Source organism: Caulobacter sp. GW822-FHT01G02, assembly GCF_058802865.1.
Window position 1 is genome coordinate 171,602 of the sequence record NZ_JBXAON010000004.1, and the last position, 15,781, is coordinate 187,382.

12 protein-coding genes and 1 pseudogene are annotated in these 15,781 nt (G+C 68.9%); 3 read left to right on the forward strand and 10 right to left on the reverse strand.

All coding sequences use genetic code 11. The features are described from left to right. Nucleotides 1–78: 78 nt before the first annotated feature. Entirely contained in the window at nt 79–516 is a 438-nt protein-coding gene (locus AC1RNC_RS13010; protein ID WP_492886814.1) for a hypothetical protein, read from the forward strand. 22 nt (nt 517–538) lie between these two features. On the opposite strand, the gene AC1RNC_RS13015 is transcribed toward AC1RNC_RS13010, so the two are convergent. From AC1RNC_RS13015 to AC1RNC_RS13030, 4 genes and pseudogenes are all read right to left on the reverse strand, one after another. Beyond that, nucleotides 539–3,787 (reverse strand): error-prone DNA polymerase, encoded by a 3,249-nt coding sequence (locus AC1RNC_RS13015; protein ID WP_492886816.1) that lies wholly within the window; start codon nt 3,785–3,787, stop codon nt 539–541. 17 nt (nt 3,788–3,804) lie between these two features. Continuing rightward, nucleotides 3,805–3,892: pseudogene (locus AC1RNC_RS13020) on the reverse strand (NlpC/P60 family protein); the annotation flags it as partial. Continuing rightward, nucleotides 3,893–5,440, reverse strand: coding sequence for a Y-family DNA polymerase (locus tag AC1RNC_RS13025; RefSeq protein WP_492886818.1), 1,548 nt, complete (start codon nt 5,438–5,440; stop codon nt 3,893–3,895). Continuing rightward, entirely contained in the window at nt 5,355–6,137 is a 783-nt protein-coding gene (locus tag AC1RNC_RS13030; protein WP_492886820.1) for an ImuA family protein, read from the reverse strand. Before AC1RNC_RS13030 ends, AC1RNC_RS13025 begins: the two co-directional genes overlap by 86 nt. Before the next feature lie 121 nt (nt 6,138–6,258). On the opposite strand from AC1RNC_RS13030, the gene AC1RNC_RS13035 reads away from it, so the two are divergent. Continuing rightward, nucleotides 6,259–9,474 carry an acetyl-CoA carboxylase family protein gene (locus AC1RNC_RS13035; RefSeq protein ID WP_492886822.1) on the forward strand — a complete coding sequence of 1,072 codons (3,216 nt, stop codon included), beginning with the start codon at nt 6,259–6,261 and terminating at the stop codon, nt 9,472–9,474. A gap of 102 nt (nt 9,475–9,576) precedes the next feature. After that, nucleotides 9,577–10,314, forward strand: coding sequence for a hypothetical protein (locus AC1RNC_RS13040; protein ID WP_125159104.1), 738 nt, complete (start codon nt 9,577–9,579; stop codon nt 10,312–10,314). 35 nt (nt 10,315–10,349) lie between these two features. On the opposite strand, the gene AC1RNC_RS13045 is transcribed toward AC1RNC_RS13040, so the two are convergent. From AC1RNC_RS13045 to AC1RNC_RS13070, 6 genes are all read right to left on the reverse strand, one after another. After that, nucleotides 10,350–11,156: an FkbM family methyltransferase gene (locus AC1RNC_RS13045; protein WP_125159105.1), complete on the reverse strand. Its 807-nt coding sequence runs from the start codon at nt 11,154–11,156 to the stop codon at nt 10,350–10,352. A gap of 78 nt (nt 11,157–11,234) precedes the next feature. Then, entirely contained in the window at nt 11,235–11,636 is a 402-nt protein-coding gene (locus tag AC1RNC_RS13050) for a VanZ family protein (protein ID WP_492886825.1), read from the reverse strand. 124 nt (nt 11,637–11,760) lie between these two features. Further along, entirely contained in the window at nt 11,761–13,341 is a 1,581-nt protein-coding gene (gene serA / locus AC1RNC_RS13055) for a phosphoglycerate dehydrogenase (protein WP_125159106.1), read from the reverse strand. A 148-nt stretch (nt 13,342–13,489) separates the two neighbouring features. Continuing rightward, nucleotides 13,490–14,662 carry a phosphoserine transaminase gene (locus AC1RNC_RS13060; RefSeq protein WP_492886828.1) on the reverse strand — a complete coding sequence of 391 codons (1,173 nt, stop codon included), beginning with the start codon at nt 14,660–14,662 and terminating at the stop codon, nt 13,490–13,492. Nucleotides 14,663–14,797: 135 nt separating this feature from the next. Further along, nucleotides 14,798–15,238: a hypothetical protein gene (locus tag AC1RNC_RS13065; RefSeq protein ID WP_492886830.1), complete on the reverse strand. Its 441-nt coding sequence runs from the start codon at nt 15,236–15,238 to the stop codon at nt 14,798–14,800. A gap of 70 nt (nt 15,239–15,308) precedes the next feature. Then, a complete protein-coding gene (locus tag AC1RNC_RS13070; RefSeq protein WP_492886832.1) occupies nt 15,309–15,638 on the reverse strand; it encodes a hypothetical protein in 330 nt (109 codons plus the stop codon). Between the last annotated feature and the right edge of the window lie 143 nt (nt 15,639–15,781).

Below are 15,781 nucleotides of genomic sequence, written 5' to 3' on the forward strand. Positions count from 1 at the left end.
CGACAGCAAAGGACAAGGGGAATGACCACGCCAACCGGCACGGCAAAAAGGTTGTCTCGGCATCCGGCCGCGCTGCAGATGCTTCTACGCAAGTGGCACGCCTACATCGGCATGATCATCGCGCCCACCGTCCTGCTCTTCGCGATAACGGGCGTGCTGCAGATCTACGAGTTGCACGAAGCCCATCCTGGCTACGCGCCGCCGGCGGTCGTGGCCAAGTTGGGGGTGCTGCACAAAAAGCAGCTCTATCGCGAGGGGCGTCGTCCCCAGTCGCAGCCATCCACAAAGCCCTCGCCGGGGCCCGCCCCAGCCGCATCGCCTCCAGAGGCCAAGGCTCAGCGGCTTCCGACAACCTTGCTGAAGGCCTTCTTCGCCCTGGCGTCGGTCGGCCTGATCATCTCGACGATCACCGGCGTCTGGATGACCCTGCGCCAGCCGTTGCACCGCATGCGCCATATCCTGCTGCTGGTGGTCGGGACGGTGGTTCCCTTCGTCCTGTCCTGCCTTAGCCGATAGACGGCGACATCACCGGCCTCGCCTAATGGAAATCCCGGCTTCGTAGCAGTCGTCCGGACACCTTCTGGCGCACGCGCGGGGCCGGCGCGCCCGGCTCGTCGCGCAGGGTGGACAGGTGCGCCGAAAGGTCGGTGAAGCCCTCGGCCACCACGTGGATGACGTTCTCGGCCCTTTGCACCCGGCCGTGGACGACCAGGAACGAGGCGGTCATCACCACATTGCGGTCGGCCTCGAAGCGGTCCTTCCAGACCACCGCATTGGCCACCCCCGTCTCGTCCTCCAGGGTCACGAACACCACGCCCTTGGCCGTGCCCGGCCGCTGGCGGATCAGGACAAGCCCCGCCACCGACACCTTGCGGCCGTCCTTCAGGGTCAGCAGTTGCTCGGCCGTGATCACCCCGCGCCGGGTCAGCATCGCGCGGTAGAAGCTTACCGGATGGTCCTTCAGCGATAGGCTGGTGGTGCGGTAATCCTCGGCCACCTCCTGCGGCTGGCCCATGGCCGGCAGCGCCGCGCGGTCTTCGAACAGCGGCAGCCCGGCCAGCAACGGCGCCCGCACCGGCGCCTTGTGCTCGCCCTTCAGCCCCTTCACCGTCCACAGCGCCTCGCGGCGGGTGAGCCCGACCGAGGCGAAGGCGTCGGCCTCGGCCAGCAGCTCCAGCGCCCGCTGCGGCACGCCGCCCTGCGCGAACTCGCCCGGGGTGCGAGCGCCCTCCTCTCTCGCCTTGAGCAGGGGTTCGATATCGCCCTTCTCCTTCAGGCCCTTGATCTGGCGGAACCCCAGGCGGACGGCCTTCCAGCGGGGGCGGTTCTGGTCGTTGGCGATCTTGTCCGCGCGGATCCGAGGCGCGCGGAAGCCCGCCGTCACGCTCTCCAGCGTGCAGTCCCAGTCGCTGGCCAGGATGTCCGGCGGCAGCACCTCCACCCCATGCTCGCGCGCGTCCCGCACCAGCTGGGCCGGCTGGTAGAAGCCCATCGGCTGGGAGTTGATCAGGGCCGCGCAGAACACGTCCGGCCAGGCCCATTTGATCCAGGCCGAGACGTAAACGAGCTTGGCGAAACTGGCCGCGTGGCTCTCCGGAAAGCCATAGTGGCCGAAGCCCTCGATCTGCTTGAAGCACCGCTCGGCGAAGTCGCGCTGGTAGCCGCGCGCGACCATGCCCTCGACGAACCGGTCGCGATACTCGTCCGGCGTGCCCAGGTTGCGGAAGGTGGCCATGGCCTTGCGCAGGCCGTCGGCCTCGTCGGGCGTGAACTTGGCCGCCTCGATGGCCAGGCTCATGGCCTGCTCCTGGAAGAGCGGCACGCCGTAGGTGTTGCCGAGGATCTCGTGCAGTTCGTTCGCGGGGCCATGCTTCGGATCGGGTTCGGGCCACTCGACGGGCTCGCCATTCCGCCGTTTCAGATAGGGATGCACCATGTCGCCCTGGATCGGGCCGGGCCTGACGATCGCCACCTCGATGACCAGGTCGTAGAACCGGCGGGGTTTCAGCCTGGGCAGCATCGACATCTGCGCCCGGCTTTCCACCTGGAACACGCCCACGCTGTCGGCGACGCACAGCATGTCGTAGACGCCGGGCAGCTCGACGGGGACATCGGCCAGGTCGACGATCGGCTCGCCATGATCGGCCCGCAACATGCCGAAAGCGCGCTGGATGGCGGTCAGCATGCCCAGGGCCAGCACGTCGACCTTCATCAGCTTCAGGCTGTCGATGTCGTCCTTGTCCCACTCGATGAAGGTGCGGTCGGGCATGGCCGCGTTGCCGATCGGCACGGTCTCGTCCAGCCGCCGCTTGGTCAGGACGAAGCCGCCGACGTGCTGCGACAGGTGGCGGGGGAAGCCCATCAGCTCGGTCGCCAGGTTGACCGCGCGGGCGATCTCCGGCGCCTCGGGATCCAGGCCCGCATTGCGCAGATGCTCCTCGGGCAGGCCCGAGCCCCAGCTGCCCCAGACCGTGCCGGCCAGCAGCGAGGTGACGTCCTCGGTCAGGCCCAGGGCCTTGCCGACATCGCGGATGGCGCTGCGCGGGCGGTAGTGGATCACCGTCCCGCAGATGGCGGCATATTCCCGGCCATAGCGGCGGTAGACGTACTGCATGACCTCCTCGCGCCGCTCGTGCTCGAAATCGACGTCGATGTCCGGCGGTTCGCCGCGGTTCTCGGAGATGAAGCGGGTGAACAGCAGCCGGTGCTCGGTCGGGTCGATCGCCGTCACGCCCAGGCAGAAGCAGACCGAGGAATTGGCCGCCGACCCCCGTCCTTGGCACAGGATGCCCATGCTTCGGGCCTCGCGCACGATGTCGTGCACGGTGATGAAATAGTTGGGGTAGTCCATCTTGGCGATCAGCCGCAGCTCTTCCTTCAGCTGCCTGGCGACCTTCTCCGGCACGCCGGCCGGATAGCGCCAGGCCGCGCCGGACCAGGTGAGATCGCTCAGGTGCTCCATCGCCGTCTTGCCGGCCGGTACGGGCTCGTCCGGATATTCCTCGTTGAGCTGGCCGAGGTCGAAGCCGATCCGCTCGACGATCTCGACCGTGCGCTCGACCGCACGGGGCCAGCGTTCGAACAGGCGCGCCATCTCGGCCGGCGACTTGATGTGACGCTCGGCATTGGCCTCCAGCCGGAAGCCGGCCTCCTGGATCGTGCAGTGCTCGCGCACGCAGGTGATGACGTCCTGCAGCGGTCGCCGTTCGGGGCCGTGATAGAGCACGTCATTGGTCGCCACGATCGGCGCGCCGGCCTCGCGGCCCAGGTCGTCCAGGCGCGAGAGACGCTTGAGGTCCTGGGCGGCGTAGGCCCGGCTGGCGGCCAGCCAGGATCGTCCCCGCAAGTCGCCGGCCATGCGGGCCAGGTCGCGTTCGAAAGCCTCATCCAGCGTCCCGGGCGGCAGGATCAGGCCCAACTGGCCATCGGAATGCTCCAGAAAATCCGGCCAGGAGAGGTGGCACTCGCCTTTGCCCGCCCGCCGCTGGCCGACCGTCAGCAGGCGCGTCAGCCGGCCGAACGCCTCGCGGTCGGTCGGGTAGCAGAGAAGACTGGGCGTGCCGTCCATGAAGTCCAGCCGGCACCCACTCAGTACACGGACGTTTCGTTTCTTGGCCGCCGTCCAGGCCCGGACGACGCCCGCCAGGCTGTTGCGGTCGGTGACGCCGATGGCCGAGAGGCCCAGCGCCTCGGCCGCGATCGCCAGCTCCTCCGCGTGCGAGGCCCCGCGCAGGAACGAGAAATTGGTGGTGGTCTGGAGCTCGGCGTAGGCGGGGGCGCGCGCCATCAGATCCTCCCCCTAGCGACGGAGGGGGAAGAGGCCGGGCCAGGATAACGTCCCCCTCCGGTCGCTTCGCGACCACCTCCCCCGCTGGGGGGAGGATTTCCGACCTCAACCAAACAGGCCATGGATCCACCACTTCGGCGCTTCGTCCTCGCCAAACAGGCCCTGGCGATAGATCCAGAACCGCCCCCCCACGTCATCCTCGACGCGGTAGTAGTCCCGGACCTTGCCGGGGCCGGTATCGGTCTCGCCGACGCCGGCGCGCCACCATTCCTGGCCGATGCGTTCGGGGCCCTCGGCGCGGCGGACGCGGTGGGCGCGGCCGCGCCAGGTGAACGACATCGGCGGATCGTCAGGCAGCTTGGCGATGGCCGTGATCGCTTCCGGACGCTTGAACAGCCGCACCGGGCGCGGGCGGTCGGGGTCCCATTTCGCGGCGGCCGGCGGGTCCAGCGGGGCGTTGCGGACGACCGAGCGTTCGGGGACGTGGCTCTCATACGGATCGGCGCGCCAGACGCGGGCTTCGCCCAGGCGGTTGACCAGGCGGTCGATCAGAGGGGCCAGAGTCTCGTCGAGGCTGGTCCCGCCCGCTCCGCCATTTGGCGTATCCAGCCGATCCTGCGCCGCCGCCAAGGGCTCGACGGCGGCGGCGTGGACGGTGACGACCTCGATGCCGAAGCCGGGGTCGACCTTGTCCAGCTTGGGGACGATCAGCTTGGTCAGCCGCTTGGCGTCGCGGCCGATGCGGGCCAGGCTCGCGCGGACCGGATAGGCCTGGCCGTCCAGGCGGTGGAACACCACCTCGAAGCGCTTGGCCCCGCGCCCCTCGGCCTCCAGCCGTTGGCAGATCAAGCCTAGGGCGTCGCCAGTCACGCGGGCCAGGTCCTCGGGTGCGCTGATCGGCTCGAAGAAGGCCATGCGGTCGAACCAGGGCGTGGCCGGGCGGCGGAAGCTCAGGGCCTCGGCCGCCATGCCCAGGGCCTGATCGAGGCGCAGGGTCAAGCCCAGGCCGAAGCGCTTGGCCAGCTGGGCGCGGGGCAGAGCGAAGAGCTGCCCGACACGGTGCAGGCCCAGGCGCGGCAGCTGGGCCTCGGCGGCGTCCTCCAGGCGCAGGGCCGCGACGGGCAAGGCCTCGATCGCCGCGCGCTGCTCGCCCGGCGCGGCGATGGCCAGGTCGTCGCCAAACCGCGCCAGGGCCCAGGCCGCCCCGGCGGTGTCGGCGATCGCCGCCCGGGCCGGTACGCCCCAGCGCGCCAGCCGCGCCACGAGATCGACCAACATGTCGCGCTCCCCGCCCCACAGGTGGTCGGCGCCGGTGATGTCGAGGAACAGGCCGTCCGCCCCGTCGATCGCCACGGCCGGCGAGAAGCGCACGCACCAGTCGCACAGGGCCTCCAGCGCCACGCGGTCGGCGACGGGATCGTGGTCGAAGGTCATCAGGTTCGGAACCAGGGCCATGGCGTCGGCGGCCTTCTGGCCGGGGCCGAGGCCAAGGGCGCGGGCGGTCTCGTCGACGGCGGCGAGGCGGCGGGTTCCGCCCTCCGTGGCCAGCAGGGCGAAGGGCGCGGCTTCAGCCGACGTATCGCAGCCCGGGTTCCGCCGGCGCCACGTCGTGATCGGCCAGTTGGGACACCAGACGGAAAGGATGCGGGCCATGGCCGGCCTCCTGTGCTTCCAAGATCCAAGACCCGGGGCGTCCGCCCCGGCAGCGTTCCAGTTCGACCCGCCAGCGTGGAGGTCCAAGGCCGATGTCGTCCGCCGGCGGCGGGGTCGGCGACGGTCCGATCCGCCAGCGGCTGAACGAGGCCGAACCGGACACCGCCTGGCCCGCGCCCGCTCGTCCCCCGTAAGGTCTTCGGTGCAGCACCACCCCGAAGCCGCCGCGCTTCTCGCAGGCCAGCTGCAGGCGGCGGCCGGCGGTCAGATCCGGGGCCTCGGCTTCACCGACGGCGGCGGCGACGCCCTGGGTGGAAAGCGCGTCCTCCAGCACCGACAGGGTCTCGGCCTCGTCGCGGGTGCGAACCTGGATCAGCCGCTCGGTCGGGAAGCCGAGGCCGAACAGGCCCGGCGCGAACAGGTCGCCGCGCCGGGCGATCCAGACGATGGCGCCGGTCTTCATGAGGGGGCGCAGCAGCAGGCCGACGAAGGCGGCGGGGGCCGCGCCGGTCTCGCTCTCCAGCCCCGCGCCCGTCACCTCGTGCCAGCCACCCAGCGGCAGGCCGCCGCCCGGGAAGCACCCATCGACGGCCGGATCGCCGAACGGCAAGACTGGATTCGGAGTCCGAGTCCCCGCTTCGATCGCGGCGATCCGGCCTCTGAGGGCCGCAAGACGCGCCTCGCGCGATCCGGCCATTCCTTACTCCTTGTTCCACTTTTGTTCTGATCTCGCGGCGCGGCGGAGTCAAGCCTTGGAGAGTCGGGCGGGACCGGCCAAAGTGTCTCAAACGGCCGTATGAAGCCCGTCGGAGCGTCCCATGTCCCTCACCCGCGCCCCTTTGGCCCGTGTCCTGATCGCCAACCGTGGCGAGATCGCCGTCCGCATCGCCCGCGCGGCGGCGGAGGCCGGGCTTACGAGCGTAGCGGTCTACGCGACCGATGACGCGGGCTCGCCCCATGTCGGCGCCGCCGACCAGGCGGTCGCCCTGCCCGGTACGGGCGCGCGGGCCTATCTCGACATCGCCGCGATCGTGGCGGCGGCCAAGGCGCAGGGCTGCGACGCCCTGCATCCCGGCTATGGCTTCCTGTCGGAAAACGCGGGCCTGGCGCGGGCGTGCGCCGAGGCGGGCATCATCTTCGTCGGCCCCTCGCCCGAGCACCTGGAGACCTTCGGCGACAAGGCCGCCGCGCGGGCGCTGGCGGCCGAGCGGAACGTGCCGCTGATCCCGGGGACGGGGGCGATCTCACCGGACGGCGCGCGGGCGTTCCAGGCCGAGCACGGCGCGATCATGCTGAAGGCGCGGGCCGGCGGCGGCGGGCGCGGCATGCGGGCGGTGCTGGACCCCGGCGAGCTGGACGCCGCCTTCGCCGCCTGCGCGCGGGAAGCCCTCGCGGCCTTCGGGGACGATGGGCTCTATGCCGAGAAGCGGATCGAGCGGGCGCGCCACGTCGAGGTGCAGATCGTCGGCGATGGGCGGCGCGTGCTGGCGATCGGCGACCGCGACTGCTCCCTCCAGCGGCGGAACCAGAAGCTGGTCGAGATCGCCCCGGCCGCCCTTCCCGCTCCGCTGCGGGCCGCTCTGTGGAAGCACGCCGAAACCCTGTGCGCCGGCTATCGCGGCCTGGCGACAGTGGAGTTCCTGATCGACGCCGACGCCGATCCTTCCGTGGGGGGCGAGGCCTTCTTCCTCGAGGTCAATCCGCGCCTGCAGGTCGAGCATACGGTGACCGAGGAGGTCACGGGCCTGGACCTGGTGCGGCTGCAATTCGACCTGGCGGCGGGAAAGCCCCTGGACCTGGAGGTTCCGCCGGCCTTCGGGGTCGCGATCCAGGCGCGGATCAACGCCGAGACCCTGACCGCCGACGGCCTGGTGAAGCCGTCCAGCGGTGTGATCGACGCCTGGAGCCCGCCGGGCGGTCCGGGCGTGCGGGTCGACGCCGGGGTCGCGGCCGGGACGGCGGTCGGCGGAGCCTATGACAGCCTGCTGGCCAAGGTGATCGCGCGCGGGCGGACCCATGCCGAGGCCTCGGCGCGGCTGGACCGGGCGCTGGCGGAGTTCCAGATCACGGGCGTCTCGACCACCGCGCCGCTGGTGCGGGCGATCCTGGCGGTCGCGCCGGATAGGCCGACCACGCGGTTCATCGAGGACCACGCCGCGGCGCTGGTCGCCGACTTGCCGGAGGAAAGCGCCGCGCGGTCCTTCGAGACCCTGGACGGCGCCCTCACCGTCGCCGCGCCGCTCGCGGCCACGGTCGGTTCGATCGCGGTGGCCGAGGGCGACCTCGTCCGCCCCGGCCAGGCCCTGGCCGTGCTGGAGGCGATGAAGATGGAGCATCTCGTTCACGCCGCCACCGGCGGGCGGGTGCTGAAGATCACCGTCCAGCCCGGCGCCACCGTCGCCGAAGGCCAGCCGCTGGTGTTCCTGGAGCCGATGGAGGTCGCGGGCGACCAGGCCGTCGAAGCCGTCGCCGAGGACCTCGACGCGATCCGCCCCGACCTGGCCGAGGTCATCGCCCGCCACCGCCACACCCTGGACGAAGCCCGCCCCGACGCCGTCGCCAAGCGCCGCAAGACCGGCCACCGCACGGCGCGGGAGAACATCGACGACCTGGTCGATCCGGGCAGTTTCCTGGAATACGGCGCCCTGGCCATCGCGGCGCAGAAGCGGCGGCGCTCGACCGAGGACCTGATCGCCAACACGCCCGCCGACGGGCTGATCACCGGCGTCGGGACCGTCAATGGCGGCCTCTTCCCGCCTGACAAGGCGCGGACGGCGGCGCTGGCCTACGACTTCACGGTGCTGGCCGGCACGCAAGGCGCGATGAACCACAGGAAGTCCGACCGGCTGATGGCGATCATCGCCGACCAGAAGCTGCCGGTCGTGTGGTTCGCCGAGGGCGGCGGCGGGCGGCCGGGCGACACGGACACCACGGCGGTGGCCGGACTGGACGTGCCGACGTTCAGAAGCTTCGCCCAGCTATCGGGCCTGGTTCCCAAGATCGCCATCGTCGCCGGCCGCTGCTTCGCCGGCAACGCCGCCATCGCGGGGCTGTCGGAGATCATCATCGCCACCCGCGACAGTAACCTCGGCATGGGCGGGCCGGCGATGATCGAGGGCGGCGGGCTGGGTGTCTTCCGGCCCGAGCAGATCGGGCCGTCGGCGCGCCAATGGAAGAATGGCGTCATCGACATCCTGGCCGACGACGAGGCCCACGCCACCCGGCTGGCCAAGCAGGCGCTGTCCTATTTCCAAGGCGCGCTGCCGAGCTGGACCGCGCCGGATCAGCGGCGGCTGCGGGGCGCGATCCCGCAGAACCGGCTGCGGGTCTATGACGTGCGGGCGCTGATCCATGGCCTGGTCGACGAGGGTTCGTTCCTGGAGCTGCGCGGCGGGTTCGCGACGGGCATGGTCACCGGCCTGATCCGCATCGAGGGCCGGCCGATGGGCCTGCTCGCCAATGACCCGCGCCATCTGGGCGGGGCCATCGACTGCGAGGGGGCCGAGAAGGCCGCGCGGTTCCTGCAGCTCTGCGACGCCTTCGCCCTGCCGGTCCTGAGCCTGTGCGACACGCCCGGCTTCATGGTCGGTCCTGACAGCGAGGACGCCGCCGCCGTGCGCCGGGTCAGCCGCCAGTTCATCGCCGGCGCCAAGTTGCGCAGCCCGCTCTTCACCGTGGTGACCCGCAAGGGCTACGGCCTCGGGGCCCAGGCCATGGCGGGCGGCAGCTTTCATTCGCCGACCTTCATCGCCGCCTGGCCGACCGGCGAGTTCGGCGGCATGGGCCTGGAGGGCGCGGTCAAGCTGGGCTACCGCAAGGAGCTGGAAGCCGAGACCGATCCCGTGAAGCAGAAGGCGCTCTACGACCAGCTCGTGGCGCGGCTCTACGCGGCCGGCAAGGCGACCAGCATGGCCGCCGCCCTGGAGATCGACGCGGTCATCGACCCGGCCGACACCCGGCGCTGGGTGATCGGCGGCATGGACGCGGCGGCGGGGGTGTCCAAGCCGTGGAGCGTGCGCGTGGACAGTTTCTAGGTTCGCGCGCGACGAAGGTCCGAACGTCGGCGCGAGGCGACCAAGTCTTCAGGGCGGTCAAGTTATGCAAGACTGCGGGCTCTCACGATTCGGCGGAGCGGCATGAAGCCGGTACTCATCTTTCAGCCCGGCATGGTCGGGGATCTGCTCTTCGTCCAGAAGATCGCCAAGACCTACGCCGCGACCGGGCGCCGCGTGATCATGCCGGTCCTGCAGAAGCACAGCTGGGTCTATGACGCCCTGGTCATGCCCGCGAACATCGAGACGCCGATCCTCGACACCGAGGCCTTCGACTTCCGCGACGAGCTGCTGTTCCTGAGCGACAAGATCGCCCTCAGCCCGATCGAAGGGCCGAACTATACGTTCCTGTCGCTGTTCTTCAGCTGGCGCTACGCCCCCGAGCAGACGATGGACCTGAAGTATCAGGTGGCCGGAATGGATATGGCCGACTGGGCCGACCATGTGGAGCTGCGCCGCGACCTGGCCAAGGAAGAGGCGCTGTTCAAGCTTCTGGGCCTGGACGATGGCGAGCCCTATGCGCTGCTGAACGAGCATGGCAGCAACAGCCAGATCCAGTTCACCCACAAGGCGCCCGAAAAGGAAGTCCGCCTCCGCCCGATCGAGGGCTACAGCCTGTTCGACTGGAGCACGGTGATCGAGCGGGCGGCGCGCATCGCCACCATCGACACGTCGCTGGTGCTGCTGGTCGAGATCCTGAAGATCCGCGACAAACCCCTCAGCGTGGTGTCGCGCTATGAGCCGCCCAGCTTCCGCATCCAGAATATCCTGAGGCTGGACTGGCTGTTCTATTTCCGCGCCGAGCACCTGACCTTTTCCTAGGGCGGGTTAAGTGTCGGCGGTTAACCCGCTCGGGCTCAGCCGCCCGCCATCCCCTTGATCTGTTCCGACATCGGATCGTCCTGGTGAACGGCCAGGATGTTGATGCCCATGTAGTAGACGCCGTAGCCCAGGCCGATCAGGAACTCGCGCAGCTCGGACTCGTCGGACTTGATCCGCTCGATCATCATCATCGGCTTGCAGGTCGCGATGGTGCGCCGAGCGCCCCGCAGGGCCTCCATCTCCATGCCCTCGATGTCGATCTTGACGAAGTCCAGCCGCGTGAGAGCCAGATCGTCGATCGCCATCATCTGGGTGCTCTGGGCGTTCTCCGCGGAATAGTCGATCTCCTGGCCGATGAATTCGGTGCGCTCGGTCTGGCGGATCTCGAGACTGCCAAAGCTGGCGGGCTTGAAGTAGTCGGGGACCGGGACGTCGATCACCCCGCGCTCGGCGCCGACCGCCGCCCAGATCGCCCGGGCGTTGAAGCAATTGTTCAGCGTGATGTTGCCGGCCAGGGCGTAGAAGATCCGCTCCTGCGCCTCGAAGGCGATGACCTTGCCCCAGCCGGTCATCAACTGGGCCCACTCGACGGTGTGGACGCCGATATTGGCGCCGCAGTCGATGGCCACCACGCCGTCGCCGAAATGGGCGCGACGCATTTCCAGCAGCCTGACGGCGGCGTCCACCTCGTCCTGGTCGAACGACGAGGTCTCCAACAGTTGGTAGCCCACGCCGTAAGCGCCGTTCTGGACGATCCTGTAGTCGTGACGATTGACCAACAGGGAGCCGTGGTTGGTCGACACCAGCACGAAGGCCGTCGGGCGGAGGTTTGATTTTCGCATTCGGGCCCCGAGACGCCGTCGCGCCGCGATGACGGCGCCGGAATCGGCGTCTGACGATAGGCCAAGAACTCTCGGCGTCTAGGGCGTCTGGACTTCGAGCTTGGCGGCTTGGGCCGGGGTGGGCGACGGTCTGGCGGTCAGGTCACGCAGGATGATCGGTCCGAACAGCGCGCCAATCCCGCAGGCGTCGGCCAGCACGTCGCCCCAAGCCGCGTCGCGCCCGACGAACGCCTGCAGCACCTCGATCATGCCGCCAAAGGCCAACAGCACCAGGCCGATGCGCCAGAAGCGGCTGGCGGGCAAGGCGGTGATCGCCAGGGCGGTCAGGACATAGAAGACGATGAAGTGCTTGGCCTTGTCCCAGGGGATCAGACCCATGCCGCCGTCGTCGGGCAGCAGGGCCCGCCACAGGGCGAAGGCCGCCGCCGCGACGAAGATCGTGAAGGCCAGGACGTTGATCTTGCGACTGCGAAACAACATGAGCGGCCTATCGAACGAAAAAGGGGCGTCATCCAGGCGATGCAATGCGAAAGCCAACCTTGGCCATCCCAGACGCCCCGGTCCTGTCCCGGATCGGTCATCCGGGACAGGCAGGTCGAAGCGCCTAGAACGTCAGCGCGCGCGCTTCCTTCACGTGCGGCAGGGCCTGGATCTTGGCCAGCAGTTCGGCGGCCGGAGCCTGGTCGACGCCCACGAGGGCGATGGCGTCGGCGTCGGCCGAGAGGCGGCCCAGGTTGAAGGTGGCGATGTTGACGCCCGCCTCGCCCAGCAGCATGCCCAGCGCGCCGATGAAGCCCGGCTTGTCGAGGTTGTTGATGTAGAGCATGGCCGGCGAGAAGGCCGCGTCCAGCTCCATGCCCTTGACCTCGACGACGCGCGGGGCGCCGGCGATCACCGTGCCGGCGAAGCTGCGCTTGCCCTTCTCGGTGGTGATGGTCACACGCATCAGGCTGTCATAGGTGGGGCTGACTTCCTGGCGGCTCTCCGAGACGGTGATGCCGCGTTCCTTGGCGATGGCCGGGGCGGAGACCATGTTGATCTCGGCCAGCATCGGCTTCAGCACGCCGGCCAGGGCCGCCGAGGTCATCGGCTTGACGTTGAGGTTGCTGACCTCGCCCTCGAAGGCGATGTCGATCGCGGTGATGCCGAAATCGACCATCTGGCCGGCCAGGGCGCCGATCTTCTCGGCCAGGGCCACGAACGGCTTCAGCTTGGGGGCTTCCTCGGCCGTGATCGAGGGGCTGTTGAGAGCGTTGGTGACCGCGCCGGTCAGCAGGTAGTCGCTGACCTGCTCGGCGACCTGCAGGGCCACGTTCTCCTGGGCTTCCGAGGTGCTGGCGCCCAGGTGCGGGGTGGCCACGACCTTGTCCGAGCCGAACAGCGGGTTTTCCTTGGCCGGCTCGGTGACGAAGACGTCGAAGCCGGCGCCGCCGACATGGCCGCTGTCGAGCAGGGCGCGCAGGGCGACCTCATCGACCAGGCCGCCGCGGGCGCAGTTGACGATCAGCACGCCCTTCTTGGTCTTGGCCAGGTTCTCGGCCGACAGGATGTTGCGGGTCTTGTCGGTCAGCGGGGTGTGCAGGGTGATGACGTCGGCGCGGGCCAGCAGGTCTTCCAGCTCGACCTTCTCGACGCCCATCTCGACGGCGCGCTCGGGGCTCAGGAAGGGGTCGTAGGCCACGACTTTCATCTTCAGGCCCAAGGCGCGGTCGGCGACGATCGAGCCGATGTTGCCGGCGCCGATCAGGCCCAGGGTCTTGGCGTACAGTTCCACGCCCATGAAGCGGTTCTTCTCCCACTTGCCGGCCTGGGTCGAGACGTCGGCGGCGGGGATCTGGCGGGCCAGGGCGAACATCATGGCGATGGCGTGTTCGGCCGTGGTGATCGAGTTGCCGAAGGGCGTGTTCATCACGACAATGCCCTTGGCCGTGGCGGCCGGGATGTCGACATTGTCGACGCCGATGCCGGCGCGGGCGATGACGCGCAGCTTGTGGGCGGCGGCGATGACGTCCTTGTCGAGCTTGGCGCCCGAGCGGATGGCGACGCCGTCATAGTCGCCGATCACGGCGATCAGTTCGTCTTTCGACAGGCCGACCTTGATGTCGAAGTCGACGCCGCGGTTCTTGAAGATGTCGACGGCGGCGGGGCTGAGCTTGTCAGCGATGAGAACGCGGGGAGCGGTCATGGAGGATTTCCTTGCGGAGAATGTTTGCGAAAGCCCCCTCCACCGCCGTTCGGCGGTCCCCCTCCCCCATAGGGGGAGGAAGGATCCTATTCCGCCCCCTTCCGGGGGCGGACGGCCGCGCAGCGGCCAGGTGGGGGCAAGCGTTGTCTTAAGCGGCGGCCAGTTCGGCCGAGACGGTGGCGAAGGCCCAGTCGAGCCAGGGCGTCAGAGCTTCCAGGTCGGAAGCCTCCACCGTGGCGCCGCACCAGATGCGCAGCCCGGCCGGAGCGTCGCGATAGCCGCCGATGTCGAGGGCCGCGCCCTCCTTCTCGAGCAGGCTGGCCAGCTTCTTGGCGAAGTCGGCCTGGGCGTCTTCGGGCAGGGCGGCGATCTGGGGATCGACCACCTTCAGGCACACCGAGGTGTTAGAGCGAATCTCCGGCGTGGCGGCCAGGAAATCGACCCAGTCGGTCTTGGCGACCCACTCGGCCAGCACGGCCAGGTTCTGGTCGGCGCGGCCCTGCATGGCTTCCAGACCGCCGATCGAGGCGGCCCACTTCAGGGCGTCCAGGGCGTCTTCCACGCAGAGCATCGACGGCGTGTTGATCGTCGCGCCCTCGAAGATGTCGGCGGCGATCTTGCCGTTCTTGGTCATGCGGAACAGCTTCGGCATCGGCCAGGCCGGCGTGTAGCTTTCCAGGCGGGCCACGGCGCGCGGCGACAGGATCAGGATCCCGTGCGCGCCCTCGCCGCCCAGCGCCTTCTGCCAGGAGAAGGTCACGACATCGAGCTTGGCCCAGTCCAGCTCCTGGGCGAACGCCGCCGAGGTGGCGTCGCAGATCACGATCCCCTCGCGGTCTGCCGAGATAAAGTCGGCGTTGGGCACGCGCACGCCCGAGGTCGTGCCGTTCCAGGTGAAGACCAGGTCCTTGGCCGGATCGACCTTGGTGGTGTCGGGCAGCTGGCCGTACGGGGCGCTCAGCACCTCGACGTCGGGCAGCTTGAGTTGCTTGGTGACGTCCGTGACCCAGTCCTTGCCGAAGGACTCGAAGGCCAGCAATTGCACGGGACGGGCGCCGAGCATCGACCACATGGCCATCTCGACGGCGCCGGTGTCCGAACCGGCGACGATGCCGATCAGGAAGTCGGCCGGAACCTCCAGCACGTCGCGCGTCTGGTCGATGGCGGCCTTCAGGCGCGCCTTGCCCAGCTTCGAGCGGTGCGAACGGCCCAGGACCGCGTTTCTGAGATTTTCGGGGGTCCAGCCGGGGCGCTTGGCGCAGGGGCCGGAAGAGAACTCGGGGCGAGCCGGGCGGATCGCCGGCTTGGCGAGGGTCGTCATATCGATGTCTCCCATCCTTACAGATGGACTGCATCCCGTTGGGGGGATGTGGCCCGCCGGCGAAGAACCGCGTTTCGGGCGAGATTGCAAGGACGATTTTTGCGAGGCGAGCGACGTTTCGTCCGGCCGTGGCAATTATTTTGCGGCGACGCTCGAGGCCTTGCGCCAACGCCAGGCCAGGATCGAGCCGGCCAGAAGGCAGAACAGCACGCCCAGGCTGACCAGGTTGTTCACCAGGGCGTAGAGGCTGTCATAACGCCGCGCGGCGACCAAGTAGTAGGCGTGAAGACTGAACTGCACACCTTGCAGCAGCACCGCCACGCCCAGCCAGCGAGTCGCGTGGCGCAGAGCCAGCAGCAGCAGGCCTAGCGCCAGAATCCCATCCAAAAGCAGGTAGACGGCCCGCGTCACTTCCTTGTCGAGCAGGTAGCCCGCCAGGGCGAAGCCGACGGTGATCGCCAGCACCAGCGTCGCGCCACTGCGCTCCGGTCGACCGCCCCATCGCCACGAGGCGAAGCACGTGACCGCAAGAAGCAGCCAGCCGAACAGGACTAATGGTTGCAGGTGCGCAAGCATGTTTTGGGTCTCTAACGTGAATTAGAGACCCAAAGGTATTAAACTATTGCAATGTGCTTTTTGGCGAGACTTAGACAGCCTCGCGAAGACCGATCTGCTGGGGGAGTTGATCCTCCTTGATGAAGCCGCCCATCCGCGTCCGGATGCCGACGCGCAGGCGCGTCTCGTCCAGCTGGCTGTGCGCTTCGACGATCGCCGTGCGCGCGATCGCCAGAGCCTGGACGGCTTCCGCGAACTTGGCGCTGGCGCCGTTCCCGACCGTCGCCGACAGGCCCAGGTCCTTACGGGCCTGCATCAGTTCGGCCATCATTTCCATGACTTCCACCGTGGCCGCGTCCACCGCGGCTTCGGTCGCATACAGCTTGGTAGCCACACGCTGCGCTACAAAAACCTTTTCCACACCCGCCTCCTTAACGAAACACTAAGAAGAAAGGTAAATAGAATGTTAAAGCAAAAGCAATCATGAAAATGCGCCTTAGCGTTGTTTTGTCGCGCTACTAACCCCCGCCCTCGCTCGCCTTGGAAGCGAACCGTTAGGAACCT

Coding starts and splice junctions, on each gene's coding strand:
- AC1RNC_RS13010 (WP_492886814.1), top strand. CDS start 79: ATGCTTCTACGCAAGTGGCACGCCTACATCGGCATGATCATCGCGCCC.
- AC1RNC_RS13015 (WP_492886816.1), bottom strand. CDS start 3,787: ATGGCGCGCGCCCCCGCCTACGCCGAGCTCCAGACCACCACCAATTTC.
- AC1RNC_RS13025 (WP_492886818.1), bottom strand. CDS start 5,440: ATGGCCCGCATCCTTTCCGTCTGGTGTCCCAACTGGCCGATCACGACG.
- AC1RNC_RS13030 (WP_492886820.1), bottom strand. CDS start 6,137: ATGGCCGGATCGCGCGAGGCGCGTCTTGCGGCCCTCAGAGGCCGGATC.
- AC1RNC_RS13035 (WP_492886822.1), top strand. CDS start 6,259: ATGTCCCTCACCCGCGCCCCTTTGGCCCGTGTCCTGATCGCCAACCGT.
- AC1RNC_RS13040 (WP_125159104.1), top strand. CDS start 9,577: ATGAAGCCGGTACTCATCTTTCAGCCCGGCATGGTCGGGGATCTGCTC.
- AC1RNC_RS13045 (WP_125159105.1), bottom strand. CDS start 11,156: ATGCGAAAATCAAACCTCCGCCCGACGGCCTTCGTGCTGGTGTCGACC.
- AC1RNC_RS13050 (WP_492886825.1), bottom strand. CDS start 11,636: ATGTTGTTTCGCAGTCGCAAGATCAACGTCCTGGCCTTCACGATCTTC.
- serA (WP_125159106.1), bottom strand. CDS start 13,341: ATGACCGCTCCCCGCGTTCTCATCGCTGACAAGCTCAGCCCCGCCGCC.
- AC1RNC_RS13060 (WP_492886828.1), bottom strand. CDS start 14,662: ATGACGACCCTCGCCAAGCCGGCGATCCGCCCGGCTCGCCCCGAGTTC.
- AC1RNC_RS13065 (WP_492886830.1), bottom strand. CDS start 15,238: ATGCTTGCGCACCTGCAACCATTAGTCCTGTTCGGCTGGCTGCTTCTT.